The sequence below is a fragment of the Streptococcus sp. HMSC062B01 genome (assembly GCF_001811085.1).
In the GTDB taxonomy this organism is placed as follows: Bacteria; Bacillota; Bacilli; order Lactobacillales; family Streptococcaceae; genus Streptococcus; species Streptococcus gordonii.
In genome coordinates this window covers 201601-221638 of the sequence record NZ_KZ672780.1, presented here as the reverse complement: position 1 = coordinate 221638, position 20038 = coordinate 201601, and the positions used below count along the sequence as shown (strand labels likewise).

General features: G+C 41.8%; 14 protein-coding genes. 1 reads left to right on the top strand and 13 read right to left on the bottom strand.

The window, feature by feature from the left end; all coding sequences use genetic code 11:
- Nucleotides 1-5 precede the first annotated feature (5 nt).
- Nucleotides 6-1397 (bottom strand): Cof-type HAD-IIB family hydrolase, encoded by a 1392-nt coding sequence (locus tag HMPREF2780_RS04380; protein ID WP_045505670.1) that lies wholly within the window; start codon nt 1395-1397, stop codon nt 6-8.
- A gap of 63 nt (nt 1398-1460) precedes the next feature.
- On the opposite strand from HMPREF2780_RS04380, the gene HMPREF2780_RS04375 reads away from it, so the two are divergent.
- Entirely contained in the window at nt 1461-2423 is a 963-nt protein-coding gene (locus tag HMPREF2780_RS04375; protein WP_105026229.1) for an asparaginase, read from the top strand.
- 251 nt (nt 2424-2674) lie between these two features.
- On the opposite strand, the gene recG is transcribed toward HMPREF2780_RS04375, so the two are convergent.
- From recG to HMPREF2780_RS04315, 12 genes are all read right to left on the bottom strand, one after another.
- Nucleotides 2675-4690: an ATP-dependent DNA helicase RecG gene (gene recG, locus HMPREF2780_RS04370; protein WP_105026228.1), complete on the bottom strand. Its 2016-nt coding sequence runs from the start codon at nt 4688-4690 to the stop codon at nt 2675-2677.
- A 71-nt stretch (nt 4691-4761) separates the two neighbouring features.
- Nucleotides 4762-5868, bottom strand: a complete 1107-nt coding sequence (alr, locus tag HMPREF2780_RS04365) for an alanine racemase (protein WP_105026227.1) — start codon at nt 5866-5868, stop codon at nt 4762-4764.
- On the bottom strand, nt 5858-6220 hold the full coding sequence (acpS, locus tag HMPREF2780_RS04360; protein ID WP_045506039.1) for a holo-ACP synthase: 363 nt from the start codon (nt 6218-6220) through the stop codon (nt 5858-5860). The genes alr and acpS overlap by 11 nt, the downstream gene beginning before the upstream one ends.
- A 115-nt stretch (nt 6221-6335) precedes the next feature.
- The gene (locus HMPREF2780_RS04355) at nt 6336-7367 is read right to left on the bottom strand and encodes a 3-deoxy-7-phosphoheptulonate synthase (protein WP_082307186.1); all 1032 of its coding nucleotides are present in this window, start codon (nt 7365-7367) and stop codon (nt 6336-6338) included.
- A 22-nt stretch (nt 7368-7389) separates the two neighbouring features.
- Nucleotides 7390-9906, bottom strand: coding sequence for a preprotein translocase subunit SecA (gene secA / locus HMPREF2780_RS04350; RefSeq protein ID WP_082307187.1), 2517 nt, complete (start codon nt 9904-9906; stop codon nt 7390-7392).
- A 352-nt stretch (nt 9907-10258) separates the two neighbouring features.
- Nucleotides 10259-10942 carry a B3/B4 domain-containing protein gene (locus HMPREF2780_RS04345; protein WP_082307188.1) on the bottom strand — a complete coding sequence of 228 codons (684 nt, stop codon included), beginning with the start codon at nt 10940-10942 and terminating at the stop codon, nt 10259-10261.
- 150 nt (nt 10943-11092) lie between these two features.
- Nucleotides 11093-11680, bottom strand: a complete 588-nt coding sequence (rpoE, locus tag HMPREF2780_RS04340; protein ID WP_045505656.1) for a DNA-directed RNA polymerase subunit delta — start codon at nt 11678-11680, stop codon at nt 11093-11095.
- A gap of 160 nt (nt 11681-11840) precedes the next feature.
- The gene (tig, locus tag HMPREF2780_RS04335; protein ID WP_008808427.1) at nt 11841-13124 is read right to left on the bottom strand and encodes a trigger factor; all 1284 of its coding nucleotides are present in this window, start codon (nt 13122-13124) and stop codon (nt 11841-11843) included.
- A gap of 88 nt (nt 13125-13212) precedes the next feature.
- Nucleotides 13213-13776 carry a TIGR01440 family protein gene (locus HMPREF2780_RS04330; protein WP_045772854.1) on the bottom strand — a complete coding sequence of 188 codons (564 nt, stop codon included), beginning with the start codon at nt 13774-13776 and terminating at the stop codon, nt 13213-13215.
- Between the two features lie 12 nt (nt 13777-13788).
- Nucleotides 13789-14271 (bottom strand): ECF transporter S component, encoded by a 483-nt coding sequence (locus tag HMPREF2780_RS04325; RefSeq protein ID WP_045772853.1) that lies wholly within the window; start codon nt 14269-14271, stop codon nt 13789-13791.
- Nucleotides 14261-15022 (bottom strand): bifunctional hydroxymethylpyrimidine kinase/phosphomethylpyrimidine kinase, encoded by a 762-nt coding sequence (locus HMPREF2780_RS04320; protein WP_105026226.1) that lies wholly within the window; start codon nt 15020-15022, stop codon nt 14261-14263. Before HMPREF2780_RS04320 ends, HMPREF2780_RS04325 begins: the two co-directional genes overlap by 11 nt.
- A 379-nt stretch (nt 15023-15401) precedes the next feature.
- Nucleotides 15402-20038: ZmpA/ZmpB/ZmpC family metallo-endopeptidase (locus HMPREF2780_RS04315; protein ID WP_199774043.1), on the bottom strand; the 4637-nt coding region annotated here is incomplete at its 5' end.

The following is a 20038-nucleotide window of genomic DNA, read 5'->3' as shown; positions in this document are numbered from 1 at the left end:
TTATCTCAGTTTTTTTCTTTGGAGCCACAATTTTTCTCGTAGGCTTTTATCTGTCTTTCTAATTCTTCTTTAATGGCTGGTTCTGGCGCGTATTTCTCTTCCCAATCATCCGGTTTTAAAATTTTATGAGTTACTGGATCAAAATGGGCTTTACCGTCAGGGAAAATTTTACCCATATTGGCTTGATGGACAATTGTAAAAAGTCGCTCTGGGTCCACCCCCATTAAAACAAAACTTCCATAAGTAAAGTAGAGTGTGTCAATCAAGGCATCTACTTGACCAACTAAAGAAATCTCTGCTGGATTCTTTCCCTTAACTTTGGTAGCTGCCTTGTCTAGAGCATCGTGCAAGTGGGCAACTGCCTCGTCAAACTCTTCTTCTGAACTACTTGAAGCACGCAAAAATTCCACTAATTCTTCAAGTTTAAAGGCTGCCCGATGGCGAGCTCCTTCAGGCGTCCATGCGATCGGTTCTTCCTGAGTCTTCTTATCCATGACTCCATGAAATTCTTTAACCTTATTAAAATGATGGTCACTACTAGTAAAGACTTTCTCACTTGCTAAAATACCAAAATGCTCCAAGGCTTTATGAATCCCGTCTTGACTATTGCTGGTCGTTGTATGCTTGGCAACTTCTTTAACCTTACTAGTTCCATTTCCCATTGCAATCGACATGCCTACTCCCGACAACATTTCAAGATCATTGTCTGAATCGCCGAAAGCCATCACTTGGTTAATATCAAAGCCATATTCTTTTCCTACACGCGCGATTCCCTGCAACTTTGAGGTATCCCCATTGATGATGTCTGCCGCATAGGGACTAGAACGAGTAAACTTCAAATCTGGGAAATATTCCTCCATAGCCTGAGTTTCTTCAGGTGTAGCCAACATCACCACTTGATAAATGGGCTCTCGCGAAATATCTAACAGATCGTCTTTCTGTTGTGGAAGAGCTTTACTAACAACCCTGTTAAAGCCATAACTAATATAACGTGCAAAACCTTTAGGCACAAAGCGACTGCTCCACTGAGAGAATTTGCTCATGCCAAAGCGCATAATATGACTGCCAACCATATCTGTTTCTGTTCCAAGAGCAATTTCCTTTTTATGCTTTTTGGCATAATCAATGATTTCTCGAAGACTAGACTTATCAATAGGGGTCGCAGAAATGACCTTTTCCTTTGAAAATATATACTGGCCATTATAGGTAACTGCAAAATCCAAATCCAAATCTTTCATGAAAGATTGGACGAAAAAGGGACCTCTTCCTGTGGCCAAACCGACAAAAATACCTTGTTCTTTCAGACTCTGAATAGCCTGCTCTGTTGATTTGAGGACAGTTCGGCTGTCATTGACCAGGGTACCATCAATATCAAAAAAAACAGCTTTTACTTCCATACTTCTTATTCTTTCCTTTTATGATAAAATAAATTATAACACAATTTGGAAAGAAGCTCATCTATGAACAAAAAAATATTGGTATTGCATACTGGTGGCACCATTTCTATGCAGGCTGATGGAACTGGTAAAGTCGTAACAAACGACGAAAATCCTATGAATCATGTTACCGTCCCCTTGGAAGGTATCCAAGTTACGGCTCTCGATTTTTTCAATATCCCTAGCCCCCATATGACACCAGAACATATGCTTCAACTCTATAAAAAAATCAAAACCTCTTCTAAGGATTTTGATGGAGTCGTCATTACCCATGGGACCGATACCCTTGAAGAAACAGCATATTTCCTAGACACTATGGAAATCCCTGACATCCCAGTCGTCCTCACAGGTGCCATGCGTAGTTCAAACGAGCTAGGTAGCGACGGGGTCTATAATTACCTTTCTGCCTTGCGTGTAGCTGCTGACCAGAAGGCTCACGGCAAGGGCGTCTTAGTCGTTATGAATGATGAAGTTCACGCAGCCAAATACGTTACCAAGACTCATACCACAAATGTCAGCACCTTCCAAACTCCAACCCACGGCCCCCTTGGACTTATCATGAAACAAGAGGTTCTATATTTTAAGACAGCTGAGCCACGTGTTCGTTTTGACTTAGACAAGATCACCGGTTTTGTCCCTATCATCCCTGCTTATGCTGGCATGAAGACTGAATTACTAGATATGCTTGATTGCAACCGTCTTGATGGCTTGATCATTGAAGCTTTCGGGGCAGGCAACCTGCCTCAGGAAGTCGCTGAAAAATTAACCTTTTTCATTAAGCAAGGAATCCCTGTTGCCTTGGTTTCTCGCTGCTTTAACGGTATTGCTGAACCTGTCTATGCCTATCCTGGTGGTGGTGTACAGCTTCACGAATCCGGTGTCTATTTCATCAAAGAACTAAATGCACCTAAGGCCCGTCTTAAACTCCTCATTGCTCTCAATGCAGGACTTTCAGGCCAAGAACTAAAAGAGTATCTAGAAGGATAAACAAAAACCAGCCGAGATTAAATCTCGACTGGTTTACTATTTTTCATCAGGATTATGAAAGGAGGGGTAATGAAAAATAGATGTTCTACCTACTTACTACCGTATGTAGAAAAAATCTTTTCCGAATCCTTGAAAACTTTTTTATAATCTACGTGAATATTTACTGTCATGATCAATACCTCTTTTCTTTTGATTGACTTTATTATAGGCAGTAAAACTTAAGACATTCTTATAAAAAACTTTCAAGAAGCTTAATCCAAATAATCTTGTTTATCTAAATGAAGAGCCACTAGATGCCAGTTAGGATCCCTCCTCCATTCTTTATTCTGCACAATTTGGCTAGCTACCTTTCTCGCTTCTTCCAAGATAGGGTAGTCCTCTACGATATCAGCCACTTGAAATTCAGGAATACCGGACTGACGGGTTCCAAAAATCTCTCCTGAACCACGCATTTTTAAATCTTCTTCAGCAAGTACAAAGCCATCTGTCGTTTCCGTCATGATTTTCATACGTTTCTTACCGGACTCTGTTTTTGGATTTGCGATAAGAACGGCATAGGATTGCTTATCACCACGCCCCACACGCCCGCGCAACTGATGGAGCTGGCTGAGACCAAAACGATCAGCATCCATGATGACCATAATCGTTGCATTGGGCACATTAACACCCACTTCAATGACTGTTGTGGACACTAAAATATCTACTTCTTTATTCTTGAAGTCCTGCATAATAGCCTCTTTTTCGTCACTCTTCATCTTCCCATGAAGGAGAGAGACTCGGGCATCTCCTCCAAAGTAAGCTTGCAGTTCTTCTTCTAAGTCAATAGCATTTTTTAGATCCAGAGCTTCTGATTCCTCAATCAAAGGAGAAATAAAATAAACCTGAGCTCCCTTTACTAATTCTTTTTTTATCCAATCGAGTACGATCTCGAGTTGCTCATGCTTGACCCAACGGGTAATAATGGGCTTTCGTCCCGCCGGCATTTGATCAATAATGGACACATCCATATCCCCGAAAGCCGTAATGGCCAAAGTTCTGGGAATGGGAGTAGCAGTCATCATGAGAACATCAGGATTATCTCCTTTTTCTCGTAAGATACGACGCTGAGCAACCCCAAAGCGATGCTGTTCATCTACAATAACCAACCCTAGATGATGGTATTGAACACCATCTTGGATCAAAGCATGGGTCCCAATTACCATATCTACCTGACCAAGCTCTATAGTCAGCAAAGTCTCTTTACGCTCAGCTGCTTTCATACTACCGGTTAATAAGGCTAGTTTTAAATCAGGAAAGAGCTGACTGAGGCTTTCAAAGTGCTGCTCTGCCAAAATTTCAGTAGGCACCATCAAAGCTGACTGATAACCTGCTGTATGAACAGCATACATGGCTAAACCAGCCACTACTGTCTTCCCACTTCCAACATCTCCCTGTAAGAGTCGGTTCATGTGCGCTGGCGACTTTAAATCAGACAAAATTTCAGTCAAAGCCCTCTCCTGAGCTCCTGTCAGTGGGAAAGGGAGTTGACTTTTTTTCTCTTGAAGCAACTCATCCTGCCAATCCAGTACCAAACCATTGCTGACATCCTTCGTTTCCATTTTAAGCACCTGAAGTTGCATTTGGAAATAGAACAATTCTTCGAATTTTACACGACGTAGCGCCTGTTTGTATTCTGCCAAATCTTTTGGAAAATGCATGGCCCTCACTGCTTCTGCTCGAGACAGCAAGTGGTAGCGTTCCAACAAGACCTGGGGTAAATTTTCTTCAATCAGTAAATCCAAGCCTTGGTCAAAAGCTGTTTTAATTAATTTAATCAGACTTGTCTGGCTAATCCCTTGAGCCACCCGATAAACTGGCTGCAAGTCGTCTTCGACCTGAGCCAAGAGCTTCATCCCAGTCAAGCTAGCTTTAGCCTTATCCCACTTTCCAAAAACAGCAATATTTGCCCCCACTTCAACCTTATCCGCCAAATAAGGCTGGTTAAAGAAATTGACTGCTAGAATGACTTCCCCTTGCTTGATTGAAAAACGGAGACGATTGCGCTTAAACCCGTAATACTGAACATTTGCTGGTGTCGCAACTATACCAGAAATGACGGCCTTTTCTCCATCCTCTAGATCAAGTACCTGCTTGCTTTGAAAGTCTTCATAGCGAAAAGGGAAATACAGTAATAAATCCTGCAAAGTTTCAATGCCAAGCTTTGCAAACTTTTCTGCTGATTTCGGTCCTACTCCCGGCAGAACCGATAAAGGTTGGTGTAAATTCATAGTTCCTCTTTCAGTTCTAGCATCAAATAGCTTTCGCTAACTACATATTTCATCAAGGAGACTTAAACTAATTAATTCTTGTAAATTCTTGGTACCCGATCACTAATCAAACAAACCACTTCATAGTTAATCGTTCCTCGTTTCTCAGCAACATCAGTCGCTGAGATACTTTCTGTTCCGCTTTTACCAATGAAAACAACTGGTGTACCTAGAGGATATTTCTCCGGCAAGCGAACTGTAATCTGGTCCATGGATACTCGACCAACTATTGGGCAACGTTGACCATCAATGAGAACGTCAAAACCTTGCATAGCCCTAGTCCAGCCATCGGCATAACCCAGTGGAATTGTTCCAATAAATTGTCCTTCATCTGCTGTGTAGGTTGCTCCGTAACCAACATCAGCCCCTGCTTCTACTTCTTTGACATGAACCAATTCTGAAACCAAAGAAAGAGCTGGTTTTATCTCATAAGGCAGTTCAAGGGCACTTCCACTAGGATTGAGACCATAAATAATATCTCCCAAACGAACAGCATTCATAACAGTGTCAGCATGCCAAAGAGAAGTAGCTGAATTGCTAGCATGAATAATCGGTGGAAGATCGTCTAAGTCCGCTAAGATTCCCTTAAAACAAACTAATTGCTCTTCAAACTTACTAGCATCTGCCTCGTCAGCTGTTGCAAAGTGAGTAAAGATTCCTTCTACCTGAACACCAGCTGACTGGAGACGATTGATAGCTATCTGAAGTGACTGGATATCTCTAAAGCCAATCCGGCCCATACCAGAATCCACTTTCAGGTGAACAACTAAACCTTGCAAAGACAAGCCTGAAGCCTCCAACAAATCTAGCCATTCTAAGCTAGCCACTGTCAATGTAATCTTGTGTTCAACCGCCAGAGGGACTACCTCTATGGCTGAGACACCTAAAATTAAGATTTTTTTATCCAGGCCGCCTTCTCTTAATTCCAAAGCTTCGTCAATATTTGAGACACAAAATCCGTCTACAATATCATCAATATAACTTGAAACAACTACTGCACCATGGCCGTAGGCATTAGCTTTAACGACAGCCCATTTTTCAACATCTTGAGGCAAATGAGCTTTTAATTGCTCAATATTAAAGTGAATTGCTGACAGATCAACAAGTGCTTGACTTGGCCTATGTATACTAGTTTTCATCTCTTTCCTCCAAAATAACGCTAGCCATCACTAGGGTACCTGCATGGCTAATAGATACCCAAACCTTCCCAGAAAAAGGGGTCTTCGTAAATACTGGAGCACCTCTTTCATCATTCAAGACTTCTAAATCTTGAAAACTAAGCTTGCCAATTCCTGTCCCCCATGCTTTGGAAAAAGCCTCTTTAGCTGACCAGCGACCGGCCAAATATTCTATCTTTCGCTTGCCAGAAAGTTCTTCAAAACGAAGCCATTCCTTCTCTGTCAAGACTTTTTTTGCGAAGCGAGCATTTTTTTCATAGGCCCGCTGAATAGAAGATAGCTCCTCTATATCAATTCCATGTCCTATAATCATCTTTGTTCTCAGAATGAGACAAAACTCAGCTGGAAATCCAACTGAGCTTGCTGCATTCCGACCAATTGGCGACATTTTCTTTTGCCAAACGGTCCCTTTCATTTCAATAATAGAGTTATTTTTCTAAATGGCTATAAATTTCTCGAATCAACTGTTCAGTCTTGTCCCATCCCAAGCAAGGATCTGTAATGGATTTTCCAAAGACCTCTGGCTGATCTTGTCGGCCATCTTCCAAATATGATTCAATCATAAAGCCACGAACACTCTGCTTGATCTTTTCATTCCAGTCTCGATTTAAAAGAGTCTCGCGAACAATCCGCACTTGCTCTAAATATTGCTTGCCTGAATTGTCATGGTTCGTATCAACCATGATGAAAGGATTGGACAAACCTAACTTTTCATAAGTAGCAATCGCTTCAAGAAGATGTTCATAATGATAATTCGGCTCATTCTTACCATTGGCATGAATTGCGCCACGAAGAATGGCATGGGCCAGAGGATTACCTGATGTCTCCACTTCCTGAGAACGATATAGGAAGGTCTGTTTATTTTGTGCAGCATAGATGGCATTAAACATCACAGCTAAATTACCTGAAGTCGGATTTTTCATTCCCGCAGGAGTAGACAAACCTGAAGCAACAAAACGGTGTTGTTGATCTTCAACCGAACGTGCTCCTACAGCCATATAGGAAACCAAATCGTCTACTAGAGATACATTTTCAGGATAGAGCATTTCATCAGCCGTAGTCAGGCCTGTCTCAGTAATGACACGGTAGTGCAAATGGCGAACTGCCTTAATACCAGCTATTAAATCTGGAGCTCCTGCTGCATCAGGCTGATGAATCAAACCTTTATAACCATCACCATTTGTACGGGGTTTGGCTGTATAGACCCGCATAACAATGAAAACATGTTTTTTTACTTCTTCCTGAAGGGCAGCCAGACGTTCAGCATATTCTATGACTGCTTCTTCATTATCAGAGGAGCAAGGACCTATGACCAATAAAATCCGCTTGTCTTCTCCTCTGAGAATAGCAGCCAACTCTTGGTCGCGAACTTGCTTCGTTGCCAAAGCTTTTTCATCAAGCTGAGACAAGGTACGAACCTGCTCTACGTCAACAATAGGACCTCTTGTTGTAAATGTCATTCCAACTCCCCCTCAATCTTTTTTAACGACGGCCGTGGCAATTTTTAAACTTCTTACCTGAGCCACATGGGCATAGTTCATTCCGGCCAACCTTTGCCAAATCAACATCTGCTGGCAGGTCTGATTCTTGCGCTGAGATATTTCGTGTTGCTGTTGTTACAATGTTATGCTCCGTACGAGGACGCTCTTGCTCGTGAATTTGTGCTTTCATCATGAGACGAGTCACATCAAACTCGATTGAACCAATCATATCGTTAAACATTCTGAAACTTTCAGATTGGTATTCAACAACAGGATTATTTTGAGCATAACCTCGAAGACCTACAGCATTACGAAGCTGATCCAATGCATCAATGTGATCTGTCCACTTGTTGTCTACAACACGTAGAATCAATACTTTTTGGAATTCTCGAACAGCTTCTTCATCACGAAGTTTAGCAATTTGACTATTGTAGACTTCTAAAGCACGTTCATATAAGTTAGCCTTGATTTCCTCATCAGATAAACCTTGAAGATCGTTCAATGAAATCGACTCTTCCGGAACCAAGTTATACTTAGCAAAGTACAAAATTGAATCCAATTTTTCTTCTTGAGGAGCTCTGCTATTTCCATCAACAAAACGATCAATAGTTCGTTTGATCATAGCGTGAATCTCTGGAGCCAAATCCCGATTAGCTGTGATAACATCATGACGTTCAGCGTAGATGATTTCACGCTGTTCACGCATCACATCGTCATACTGAAGGACTTGCTTACGAGTATCATAGTTATTTCCTTCAACCCGTTTTTGAGCCGCTTCAACTTGGCGCGTAAACATCTTAGACTTAATAACAGACTCTTCTTCGCTCAGTTTGAAACGATCCAAGACAGCTTTGATTCTCTCAGAACCAAAACGACGCATCAGCTCATCTTCAAGAGATAGATAGAATTGAGATTCACCTGGATCTCCCTGACGACCAGAACGTCCACGTAACTGATTATCAATACGACGGCTTTCATGGCGTTCTGTACCAATCACACAGAGTCCGCCTAATTCACGAACACCTTCTCCCAGCTTAATATCGGTACCACGACCAGCCATATTGGTTGCAATTGTAACTGCACCGCGTTGGCCAGCATTCATAATGATTTGTGCTTCACGATAGTGGTTCTTAGCATTCAATACCTCGTGAGGAATTCCTGCTGCAACCAGCTTTTTAGAAAGATAGTCACTGGTTTCAACTGCAACCGTACCGACCAGAACAGGTTGTCCTTTAAGATGGCGTTCTTTCACGTCTTCTACAACTGCCTTAAATTTAGATTCTAAACTAGGGTACAGCAAATCCTCATGGTCAATACGAGCAATTGGACGGTTAGTTGGAATTGGAATAACACGGATATTATAAGTTTCGCGGAATTCTTCTTCCTCAGTCTTAGCTGTACCAGTCATTCCAGACAGTTTTTTATACATACGGAAAAGGTTTTGATAGGTAATAGAAGCAGATGTCTTGGTTTCATCTTGAACCGGAACACCTTCCTTAGCTTCAATGGCCTGATGAAGTCCGTCAGAATAGCGACGTCCTTCCATGGTACGACCGGTGAATTGGTCAACGATTAGAATTTCTTGTTCTTCGCTAACCACATAGTCGATGTCCAAAATCATGATATAGTTAGCACGCAAGGCATTATCAATGAAGTGAGTCAGTGCCACATTTTCAATATCATATAGATTATCTAATTTGAAATAGCTTTCAGCTTTGTCAATTCCAGAGTCAGACAGGCCGATTGTTTTTGATGGCACGTCGATGATATAATCATCCTTGTTAAGACTCTTAACGAAGCTATCCGCCATGTGGTAAAGCTGATTAGTTTCAGATGAAACTGGTCCAGAAACAATCAGAGGGGTTCTAGCTTCATCGATCAGAATGGAATCCACCTCATCAACTAAGGCATAGTTAAGTGGACGCTGAACCATGTTTTCAGCACGAACCACCATGTTATCACGAAGGTAGTCAAAGCCAATTTCTGAGTTCGTTGAGTAGGTGATGTCACAAGCATAGGCCTCTCTCTTCTCAGCTGGAGATTTAGCAGCCAAGTTAATACCAACTGAAAGCCCTAACCAAGAGTACAGTTCACCCATTTCTGTCGCATCACGCTCTGTCAGGTATTCATTGACCGTTACAACGTGAACTCCTTCTCCTGCCAAGGCATTCAAGTAAACAGGCATGGTCGCAGTAAGAGTTTTACCTTCACCTGTACGCATCTCTGGTACGTCACCATGATGGAGAACAATTCCCCCCATAATCTGTACTGGATAAGGATAGAGACCAAGAACACGCTTCGCGCCCTCACGAACAACTGCGAAGGCTTCATAGAGCAAGTCATCTAAACTTTCGCCATTCTGATAACGTTGTTTAAATTCATCTGTTTTAGCCTTTAGCTCCTCATCGGATAAGGCAGCCATCTGGTCACTATAAGCAATGACCTTATTTGCCATTTTCTCTAATTTTCTTAATTCACCTTTATCGTTTTCGATAATTGTTCTTAAAATATTTGCCATTTTTATCCTTACTTTATAATCTTTCTGATTTTAGAATGTTCTTTTCATTATAGCATTTTCTCCTATAACTTTCAAGAAACTTAAGCATTTTTATACCAAAACAAAGCCTTCTCTTTGATTCATTCCCACAATTTAACTCTACTTTTATTTCACGTACCAAAGTAAGCATTGAAGATAAATAATGATAAGTTTTTCCGGTCAGTTATAGCATTTTTTCCTTCCACACCCTCTATCGAATCAACTGTCCTTTTTGTTAGAAAAAAGCCTCTTTCAACCAAGAGGCTTTTTATACGAAATATAGGAGAGCAATGTTTCAAACTGAAACCGATAATGTCTATTCCCCGCTACTAAATCAATCTTCAGCTTGCTTGATAACCAATGCTTCAAACTTCATATCTGGCATGCATTCTTTTAAGTCAGACTGGATTCGCTTCAAGGCTTCCAAACGCATCTCAACGGAAGTATTCGCATTCCCTTGAATGATAAAAATTGCATCTTTGGTATCATCATCAAACTTATAGAGGTCACTATCTCGAATATCTAACCAAGCTAAAATCCCTTTGTCGTCGCGATAGACATAGTCTGTTTTAGCTACGTGTTTCTCCTTAGACAAAATTGGCAGAAAACTGTCTTCTCTTTGACTGACAGTGAACTCAATCTTTTCTCCAATTTTATTATAATCATGTCCGCCAATAGCTAACAGGGATTGCAAGGCTTCTACATTATAAATATCGATAATCGTATTGATAGCAGGAAGAGACCCGCGATGGCGGATATTTTTTATCAGAGCTGGAACGGTTGGAGGATTTTTCTTGACACTGCGACCTACACGTTGCAAGATATCTTCATAGCCTTGAATAATCGGTGATTGGAGAACCTGATCCAGGTCACAGTTTAGAGCCCACTCTTCTCTTTCTTTTTTCTTTTTTAGAAAGGTTGGAGATAATTCTGCATGCGGATTGACATTTTTAGCAATACCAATGACTACACTTTCAATTCCTAAGTCACATAGGCTTCGATCCAGGATAAATTTCATCGCAGCACCCTCCCTGTCGCTATTTTCTATCTATTCCCCATCATTATACGACTTTCTTAAGTCTGTTTCAAGGCTAAAAAAAATCCCTCTGACTAGTATTTACAATTCTGACAAAAAAGACTGGAGCTTTTTTGCCCCCAGTCTCTCTTTTTATTCTTCTTCACCCTCTGCATCATCGTCAGAAAATTCATCATCTTCTTCATTGATGTCAACATCTTCGTCTAGATCATCCGGAGCAATCTCATTGATTTCAGCATCATAAGCGTCTGCTTCATTCTTCTCATCGTCTGGATTTTCATCGTCATAGTTGAGCGCAGGATCTGCTTCGTATGAATCCTCATCTTCTGGATCATCATCGCTGTAGTCGATGGCATCCTCATCACCATCCATAAAGGCATTAACGCGTTTTTTCTTCCGTGATTTCGGACTATCTTCTTCATCAGTCTCTTCAAGCGCGATAATTTCCTCGTCCACTTCATCAATTGCATACCAAGAACGAAGGCCCCATTTGTTGTCACCAAGCGGAATAAAGCTTCCGTCAACATTTAGCTCAGTATAGAACAATGGTAGAGCTTCTCGGATTTCGCTGTTTGATTTTTCTAAATAAGTTTGGATTTCATTGACAAGGTCATTAAAATACATCTCATGGTCACGACCACGCAATTCTAAAATCGCACGCGCTACCTCAATCATAGAAAGTTCACTTTTTTCTTGTCCAGCAAATACTTCTAATTCCAAAGTTGGTCTCCTTTTAAGCTGATAAAGGACATTCGCCCTCTTGTATTTTTTCGCTACTTTCTATTGTACGATATTTTTGAATTTTCGTCAAAAGAATTTTGCTCTTTTTCCCTTTTAGAAAAACGAAAAGTCACTAGTCAAACTAGGACTTTTCAAATCATTATTTTACTTTAGCAGTGCTTGTGATGACTTCAACAGCTTTCTTGATAGTGATATCATGTTTTAACATATCTTCTGAAAGAAGTTGACGAACACGATCTGCTTCCATATTGTAGTCGTTTGCGAGTGAAGAAATTTCTGCTTCGATTTCTTCTGCACTAGCTTCAAATCCTTCTGCTTTTGCAATAGCTTCAATCACTAAGTTTGTCTTAGTACGAGCTTCTGCATCAGCCTCGTGCTGTTTGTGAAGGTCTTCTTGAGTAGTACCAGTGATTTGGAAGTACATATCAGGTGAGATACCTTGACGTTGCATATTTCCAAGGAATTCGTTTACTGAACGGTGCACTTCTTCATGAACCATTTCTTCTGGTAAGTCTACGATTTCTGCATTTTCAACCGCAAGATCGATTGCTGCTGACTCAACTGCATCTTTGTATGCAGCTTCTTTTCCTTCAGCTAATTCTTTACGGTATTTTTCTTTCAATTCATCAAGAGTTTCTACTTCTTCATCAATATCTTTTGCAAGTTCATCGTCAAGAGCTGGAACTTCTTTTTCTTTTACTTCATGAATTGTAGTTACAAACTTAGCTTCTTTACCTGCAAGATCTGCTGCTTGATAGTCTTCAGGGAAAGTTACAACCACATCAACTGTTTCGCCAGCTTTGTGACCAACCAATTGATCTTCAAATCCTGGAATAAATTGACCGCTACCAAGTCCAAGAGAGAAATTATCTCCTTTTCCGCCGTCAAATTCAACACCATCAACTGAACCAACAAAATCAATGACCACTGTGTCACCTTCAGCTGCTGGACCTTCTTTAAGGACCAATTCAGCCAAGTTGTTGCGTTCGCGTTCGATACGTGCATCAACGTCTTCGTCTGTTACTTCTTTTGAAACTTCTACAGATACTTCAAGGTCTTTGTAAGCACCTAATTTTACTTCTGGTTTTGTAACAACTTCAGCAGAAATAGTCCAATCTTGACCTTTTTCCATAGAAACGACATCGATTTTTGGTTGTGCTACAACTTCGATACCAGCTTCTTTTACAGCAGCTTCATAAGCATTTGGAAGTAAGTTGTTTAAAGCATCTTGGTAAAGCGCTTCTTCACCAAATTTTTGGTTGAAGACAGGACGTGGAAGATGACCTTTACGGAAACCTGGTACATTAATTGTTTTCTTTACTGAGTTAAACACACGGTCCAATTCTGGTTTGATTTGTTCTTGACTAATAGTAAAAGTCAAAACTCCACGATTTGTTTCTTTTTTTTCAAATGATACAGACATTCTGTCATTTCTCCTTAAAATTTATTGAATACACTCCATTATAGCATATTTAAAAAATTTTTCAAAATTATATAATATTTTTTTACTATTATTCTTTTCTTATTTTGTCTTCTCTATAAGCTGCTCTTGAACCACCAATCAGCTTAGGGCGGCTAGCTAAAGCTGTAACATGGGCAGCACCCACTGATTTAAGCTTTGGCCTGATGGGAATCTGAACATGCTTAACATGCATACCAATAGCAGTATCTCCGATATCTAGACCAGCATGAGCCACTATAAATTCCACCTCAACAGGATCCTTCATGTACTGGAAAGCTGCCAGTTGGCCACTTCCCCCTGCATGAAGAGTGGGGAGAACGTTAACAATTTCTAAATCTTTCTTTTTTGCCAAGCTTCTCTCAACCACTAACGCCCGATTGAGATGCTCGCATCCCTGAACTGCTAGAAAGATCCCCTTCTCTTCCAAGATATCCAGGATTGTTTTGACAATGATCTGCCCAACTTCTAAACTGGAATTTCGGCCAATATGACCTCCGATAACCTCACTAGAGGATAGACCCAGAACAAAAATATCACCCTCATCCAAGGACGCTTTGTCTAAAACATCTTCAAGAATCTGACGTGTTTCTGCTCCAATCTTATCTAAGTCCATGTCTCACCTCATTTATTTCACTGTGGCCATCTTTTTCAAACTCTCTGGAAAGACTTTGTAAAGGACGTAACCGACTACTAAACCAAAAGCATTCTGCATAAAATTACCCAACATCCCAGCTAGACCTGCTCCAACACCATTCATGATACTGTCAAAGAGGGCGTAGCCACCAACCATAGAAACTGCGGCCAAAACTAGACCAAGATAGCGACTCTTACCTTCCAGACCAGCAAAGAATCCCTGCAGTCCGTGGCAAATCAAACTGAAAAACATCCACTGAGGATAGCCGGCAATCAGGTCAATCATAAAGCCTGAAAGCCCTCCGACAATAGTAGCTTCCTTACGCCCAAAGTAGAAGGCCGTAAAATAAATCCCTGCATCCAACAAGGTCAAAAAGCCGGTAGGCGTAGGGATTTTCAAAAAATTCCCCAAAACGACAGACAGAGCTGTGATGAAAGCTAAAATAACTAATTTTTTAACTTGATTATTTCTCATATTGAACTACCCCATATTGATCTGAGCGCTGAATCGCTCCGTAAACAAAATCTTTAGAAAATTGAACTGCTACAAGAGGAGACTTGCCTAGAAGCAACTGACTGGCAATACTGGAAGCAAATGTGCAGCCTGCTCCGGTATTGTTGCTAGCTAGCACTGGCGATTCTAATACCTCAAAATCTCGGCCGTCAAAGTAAACATCCACCGCCCGCTCCTTGCTCAAACGATTGCCACCCTTTATCACCACATGCTTGGCTCCTAAATCATAAAGCTCCTTCGCTGCTACCTGCATGTCCTCCAGACTTTTGATTTCTTTTTGGGTCAATAGCTGAGCTTCTGCCAAATTAGGCGTGATGATGCTGACATAAGGGAAGAACCTGGTGAGTTCTTCTCTCAATGCACTAACTTCCAGATCATGATTTTCTTTACAGACCAGAACAGGGTCTAGCACTACTGGTATATCTGCATGTTGCTTGACAAAATCCAATGCCTGCTCTGCTATTGCTAGATTGGGTAAAAGCCCTATTTTAATAGCAGAAAAAGGAACATCTTTGAGGCTGGATAGTTGCTGAGTAAAAACCTCTTCCTCAACCGGAAGGACCTCAAATCCTTTGTTGGTCATCGCAGTCAGGCAAGTCACAGCCACAAAACCATGCAAACCATTGACTGTATAGGTAGCTAAATCAGCATGCAGTCCGCCACCGCTAAATATATCATTACCCGATAGGGCTAAAATGAGTTTATTCTTCATAACGAATCTCCTTTAGATAATACCGTTTGAACCTGCTATTGCCCTTCTGCCAGATGGCGGTCTTCTCTTCTGAAATCTACTATTTTTTACGTAAATCCAGCGAAACAATAGCTTTATAAGGTGCTATGAGTTTATTTTAGCAGGAAAAAAATACCCCAGCAAGGACTAAAAACAGGAACTGTCTGGGGACAGATTTTCGAAAATAGAGTATAACAAACGGAGATGGCTGATGTTAGGAATTACTAATACGCAAGAAAATAACCCATCTGAATCAGACTGTCAGTGACAACACAAACAGAGCTAATTCAAATGGGTTATTGATTGCATATTGCTAAAGGTCATTATTTGCAGTTACACATGCAATAAATTTGACACTTTTTTAAGAACCCCAAATAGAGTTTTCATCCATAAAGCTATTGGTGTTCTTGAGTAACTGCGTAAAGACAGCATACTTGAAGTCCTTGGTTGCCCGTTCATCGACACGAGACTTCTTCAGATCCTTGTCAACAGCTTCTGCAAAACCAGCTTTCAGTTCTTCATAAGTGTGATAGACTTTTCCGTTGACAGTCACTGGCTTAATACCTGAAGTTTGTGCTTTATCCACAACTTTTCTGAAGTAAGCTTTCTTGAAGGCTTCCATGGTTTCAAATTCGCCTCCAGAAATTTGCTTAATGATAAAGTTATCACTCAAGCCAGTCACCCCTTGCTCATTGGCTGTCCTACGGTGTTTATTGGAAGCATAGCTTACAAAGCCTTTTTCATAGCCATAGTAACCCCAGATTCTGAAGGTATTATGCTTGAACATCAAGGCGCCTGGTGCTCCAGTATTGTTTTGACCACCACCATAGATACCCGTCATAAAGTCGATCGCAATGTAACTAGAGTCATAGTCAGCTGGGTTATAAGTTCGATTGTCAACCGCACGGTTAGAAAGCAAGCCTTGGTCAACCAAGTCATTTACAGATGAAACTGACATGGCCGCTTTCTCCTCTGTTGTCAACTCTCTCACGACATCATATTGAGTCCGAGCATCTACAATCTTAGGCTCAACCTTCTTGAACCATTTAGCCGCAGCTGCATTTCCTTTATCCACAACTGCTTGACCCTCAAGATAATCCAGCAGCATGAGAGTATCATTATAGCCCTTCATGTAATGGTCAATGTCTGCTCGGTTCTTGAAGAGACTTGGCGAGCTATTGAAAATGAGGCTGCCATCATTTGGACGGTCAAAGGCCATATTGAGACCTAGAGCACCCCAGCCTGGCTGACCAGGAACAGGTGATTGGAGCAACCCTTGGGCATAGCCTTCTGGTCCGATACCTTGTCGTCTGCCATGTCCGCCCAGATAAATATAGCCGTCATTGACGTGGGTGAGTTCGTGCGTGAAGACGGATACACCGTATTCCGTCAAGAGGTCAAAGGCTTCGAAGTTCACACGGATTGAACCAGCAGCATGGGCGCCATAGCCATTTGACTTGTACCAGCCACCAGCTCTGCCGCCAACTAGGTTAAAGAACTCGCGGGATGGAGCATAAGGATTGCCCTTATTATCATTTCCGTTGACATCAATCCAGCCACGTCCTTCCACATCAAAACCATCCCATACAGCCGTTACATTTTGCTTGACCATTCTGGACTTGATATCATCTGAGAGCAGTTTGTACCAAGTGTCTACGTGATTTCGATGCTGGGTCGCTACTTCCTTGATGCGTGCATTAAATCGTTCATCAGACCATGACCGGCGTTTGTCTCTGTTGACAAAAGCCATCGTGCTATAGTTTGACAGAATAGCTAAACGCGTATTCTTCAAGGTTAGCAGCGGAAGAATATAGTTGCTGAAATATTCAGAATTGAGGTTATCAAAGACACGATACTTAGCAGACTTAATCTCCTCGACTTCTGACTGGCGTTCTTCAAACTGAATAAAGCCTCGGGTTGCATCCTTGAACCAAGAATCCATGTCCGCAAAGTCAGTCAGCAGGCGACGGTTGTAATCCAAGTAAGCAACCAAATCACTAGACTTGGACTCAGCCTTCAACTGACGTGCAAACATATTGACATTGTCTGCCCCTTTCAGTTGATTTTCTGTCGAACGTCCAATCTTAATCAAGCGATCCAACAATGGTACTTTTTCACCATAGAAGTCTGGTTTGAAGAGCACTAGCTCCTTGAGGTTGTAGTCGCCAAACTTGAGATCGTAATAACGGTTGAGGTAGGTCAGACCGAGCATGATAGCGGTCTTGTTCTCTTCGATTTTAGCTTTCAGAGCTTCGTTGGCTGCCGGATTGTCAGCATGGAATCTTGTCCATTCATTGGCCAGGAGCTTACCAAGCATATCCTGCAAGTTGGCTTTCACTTCAGCCAGAGATTCATCTAGGAAGAGACGCTTCACTTTGTTGACCTTGTCATTATCGTTAGGCAGACCAACAGAACGATAGACTTCATCACTGTATAGGTCAAAACTCTTCAAGCTCTCTGTCAGCTGAGCCAGCAAGTCTTCTTTGACAGCCGTTGAGTGATTTGGAGTATAGACTGTACCAAGCTCTGCAATCTGATATTCCGGCAGAACCGTCTGTTCAAATCGTGCTTGATTTTGAAGATTGTAGATGGTCTTGCTTCCGTCTGCAAAATGGACTAAGATCTTATCTGCATCTGTTCCGCCAGCAACAAACTGATTGCCTTTCAGGGCTTGAACGGATAGAACTTTCTTAGTCAACAAGTCTCCTGCTTTACCAGCATCCACCAGCTTATTGGCTTCATGAATCAAGAACTCTTGATTGTAGAAAGGCATAAAACGTTCTAGGTTCTGATAAAGCTGTTCATTTTCTGCCTTGTAACCTGGCTTATCTTGATAAGTACTTGTTCTCAGGATAGCAGCATTTAGCTTCTCAGTTGTTACTTCATTGGCGCTGGTTTCTTCAAGAGCCGTAATCCGATAGCTCTTAACTTTTTGCTCCGCTTCAGCTTCTGTCAAGCGGCGGAACTTGGCATCTTTTCCTATCTTGGTTCCAGAGCTGTGTCCCTGAACACCAAAAAGGTTTTGGAGTTTTTGCCCCATCCAAGCATCGGTAATCTCATTATCTGAGCTAAAGAGCTCTTTTCCGTTCACTACTGTAGCATAGCTGACAGTGTCATTGATAGTTCCATACGGCCAAATGGAAGCAGCGATACCAGCCGCATTTCTTGAGCCCGCATCCTCTAACTTACCTTTGGCAACTGATTGCATCAATCTGCCCCAGTTACCCCAGCCTGAACCTGAATAGTCAGTGAAGTTTTGAGCGACCAGCATACCTGCATTTTGTCCACTCTTAACCCAAATATCTGCTTCAACGTAGGCACGTTTCACCAAGGACATGGCGTTGGTTCCTGCGATACCAGCTGTAACAGAGTTTCCACCCTTGGACTTAATACGGCCCTTAAAGGAGACATTTTCAACTCGAGATTGGCCTTCTATATTGTTAACCAGACCGGCTATATGGTCTCTTCCTTCCAAGTAGCCTTGGACATTGACGTTTTCGATTACTCCTTTATTCTTCAAACGAGCAGCAATTGTCGCAATAGTATCGCCCGCTTGCGAATCTGGATAAACCATATTGACTCGCTTAAAGTCAATATCCTTGACCGTTCCGCCAGTAATCGTATCAAATAGAGGATGCGCTAAGTCTAAAATTGCATGACGCTCGCCATTTTGACCACCAATCAGCTGACCTTTGAATTCTCCTGGCAAGTAAGACTTGCTGTTGGCAGGTTTGTCAATCAACTTAGCACTGATACTGCGACCCAGAATAAATGTCCCAGAAGGATTTTCCTTGATACCGTCCAAAAGGTCTTGGAAGTCATAATAGACATTCCCTTCACGCTTCTTGGCCTTTTCCAGATAGAAGTCAAAGCTGTTTTGAAGGCCAGTTGCGCTTCTTTGCAGCAAGTCTGGTAGCTGAGCCTTGATCTTGAAGACAGGCTGGTTATCAACGACCACTTCCTCGATAGAGGTAACCGGCAGGACAGTGTCCTTGAACTGGTCGGATGTAAAGTGCAGGTAATATTGATCCAGATTTGCTGGTTTTTCAGCCAAAGTAGGCATCAATTTTGTCTGGCCATTCTCAACCTTCATCAAGGCGACATTAGTGATGGACTTGAGTTCCACCTTCTTCAGGTTAAGCTGAACTGTCTCTCGAGCTAACTCTTTGCTTTCAGAGCCATTTCCTAAGTCATAAGACAGGGTCGTCTCGATATCATAAGGTGTGTAGTAGTCCAAACCACTAAAGCTGGCAGTCAACTGACCGGTCGCCAAGTTTTGCTCTGCTATTAATTGACCATCCTTCTTCAGGCGAACATGAGCACTAGTAAAGGCTTGATCCCTGTCCGTCAGCTGGTATTGAATTTGCGCCGATTTCTGCAATTCATCCTTCTTAACCGCTGAAACAGTCAGAGTTGGCGCTGTTTTAAGAGCCAATAAGTCGGCTAAAGCCTGCTTGAGTTGGTTGACACCTGCATCTACTTCATCTTGACTCGACGAAGTTTGATAAACCGACTCAGCCATATTCTTAATTGCTTGCAATTGCTGGTAGGATTGATTAGTGTAAACTGCAGGATCCACAGCCGCTGCTAAAGCTAGCTGCTTACTTAATTCTTCTTTATTAACGCGAGTCTTAGTACCTCGAGTGACCACTGTATCAACTGCTTCATGCAAGGTGCGCTCAGTTGTTTGTGGCTCCGATATCCGCTTGCCATCCAAGACTTCATAGCTGGTTACAATTTCTTTTTGGCCTGGAGTTCCTTCTACAGTTGTCTCTTCATCAAGATACTTGCTATCATCAGTTTTGTGAACAACCTTTGGTTCAATTGTTTCTAGCTTGACCTCTGTATGCAAACTAGGCAGTTCAGCTTGAACTGTTGATTCCCCGTTAACACCACCCGTGTATTCTGGAAGCGCAGGCTCGACTGGGGCCGTATCTCCTGCTGTACCTATCGGCTCTGTATAAGCTGGTTTCTCCGGTTGAACTTCTGGTTCGCCAT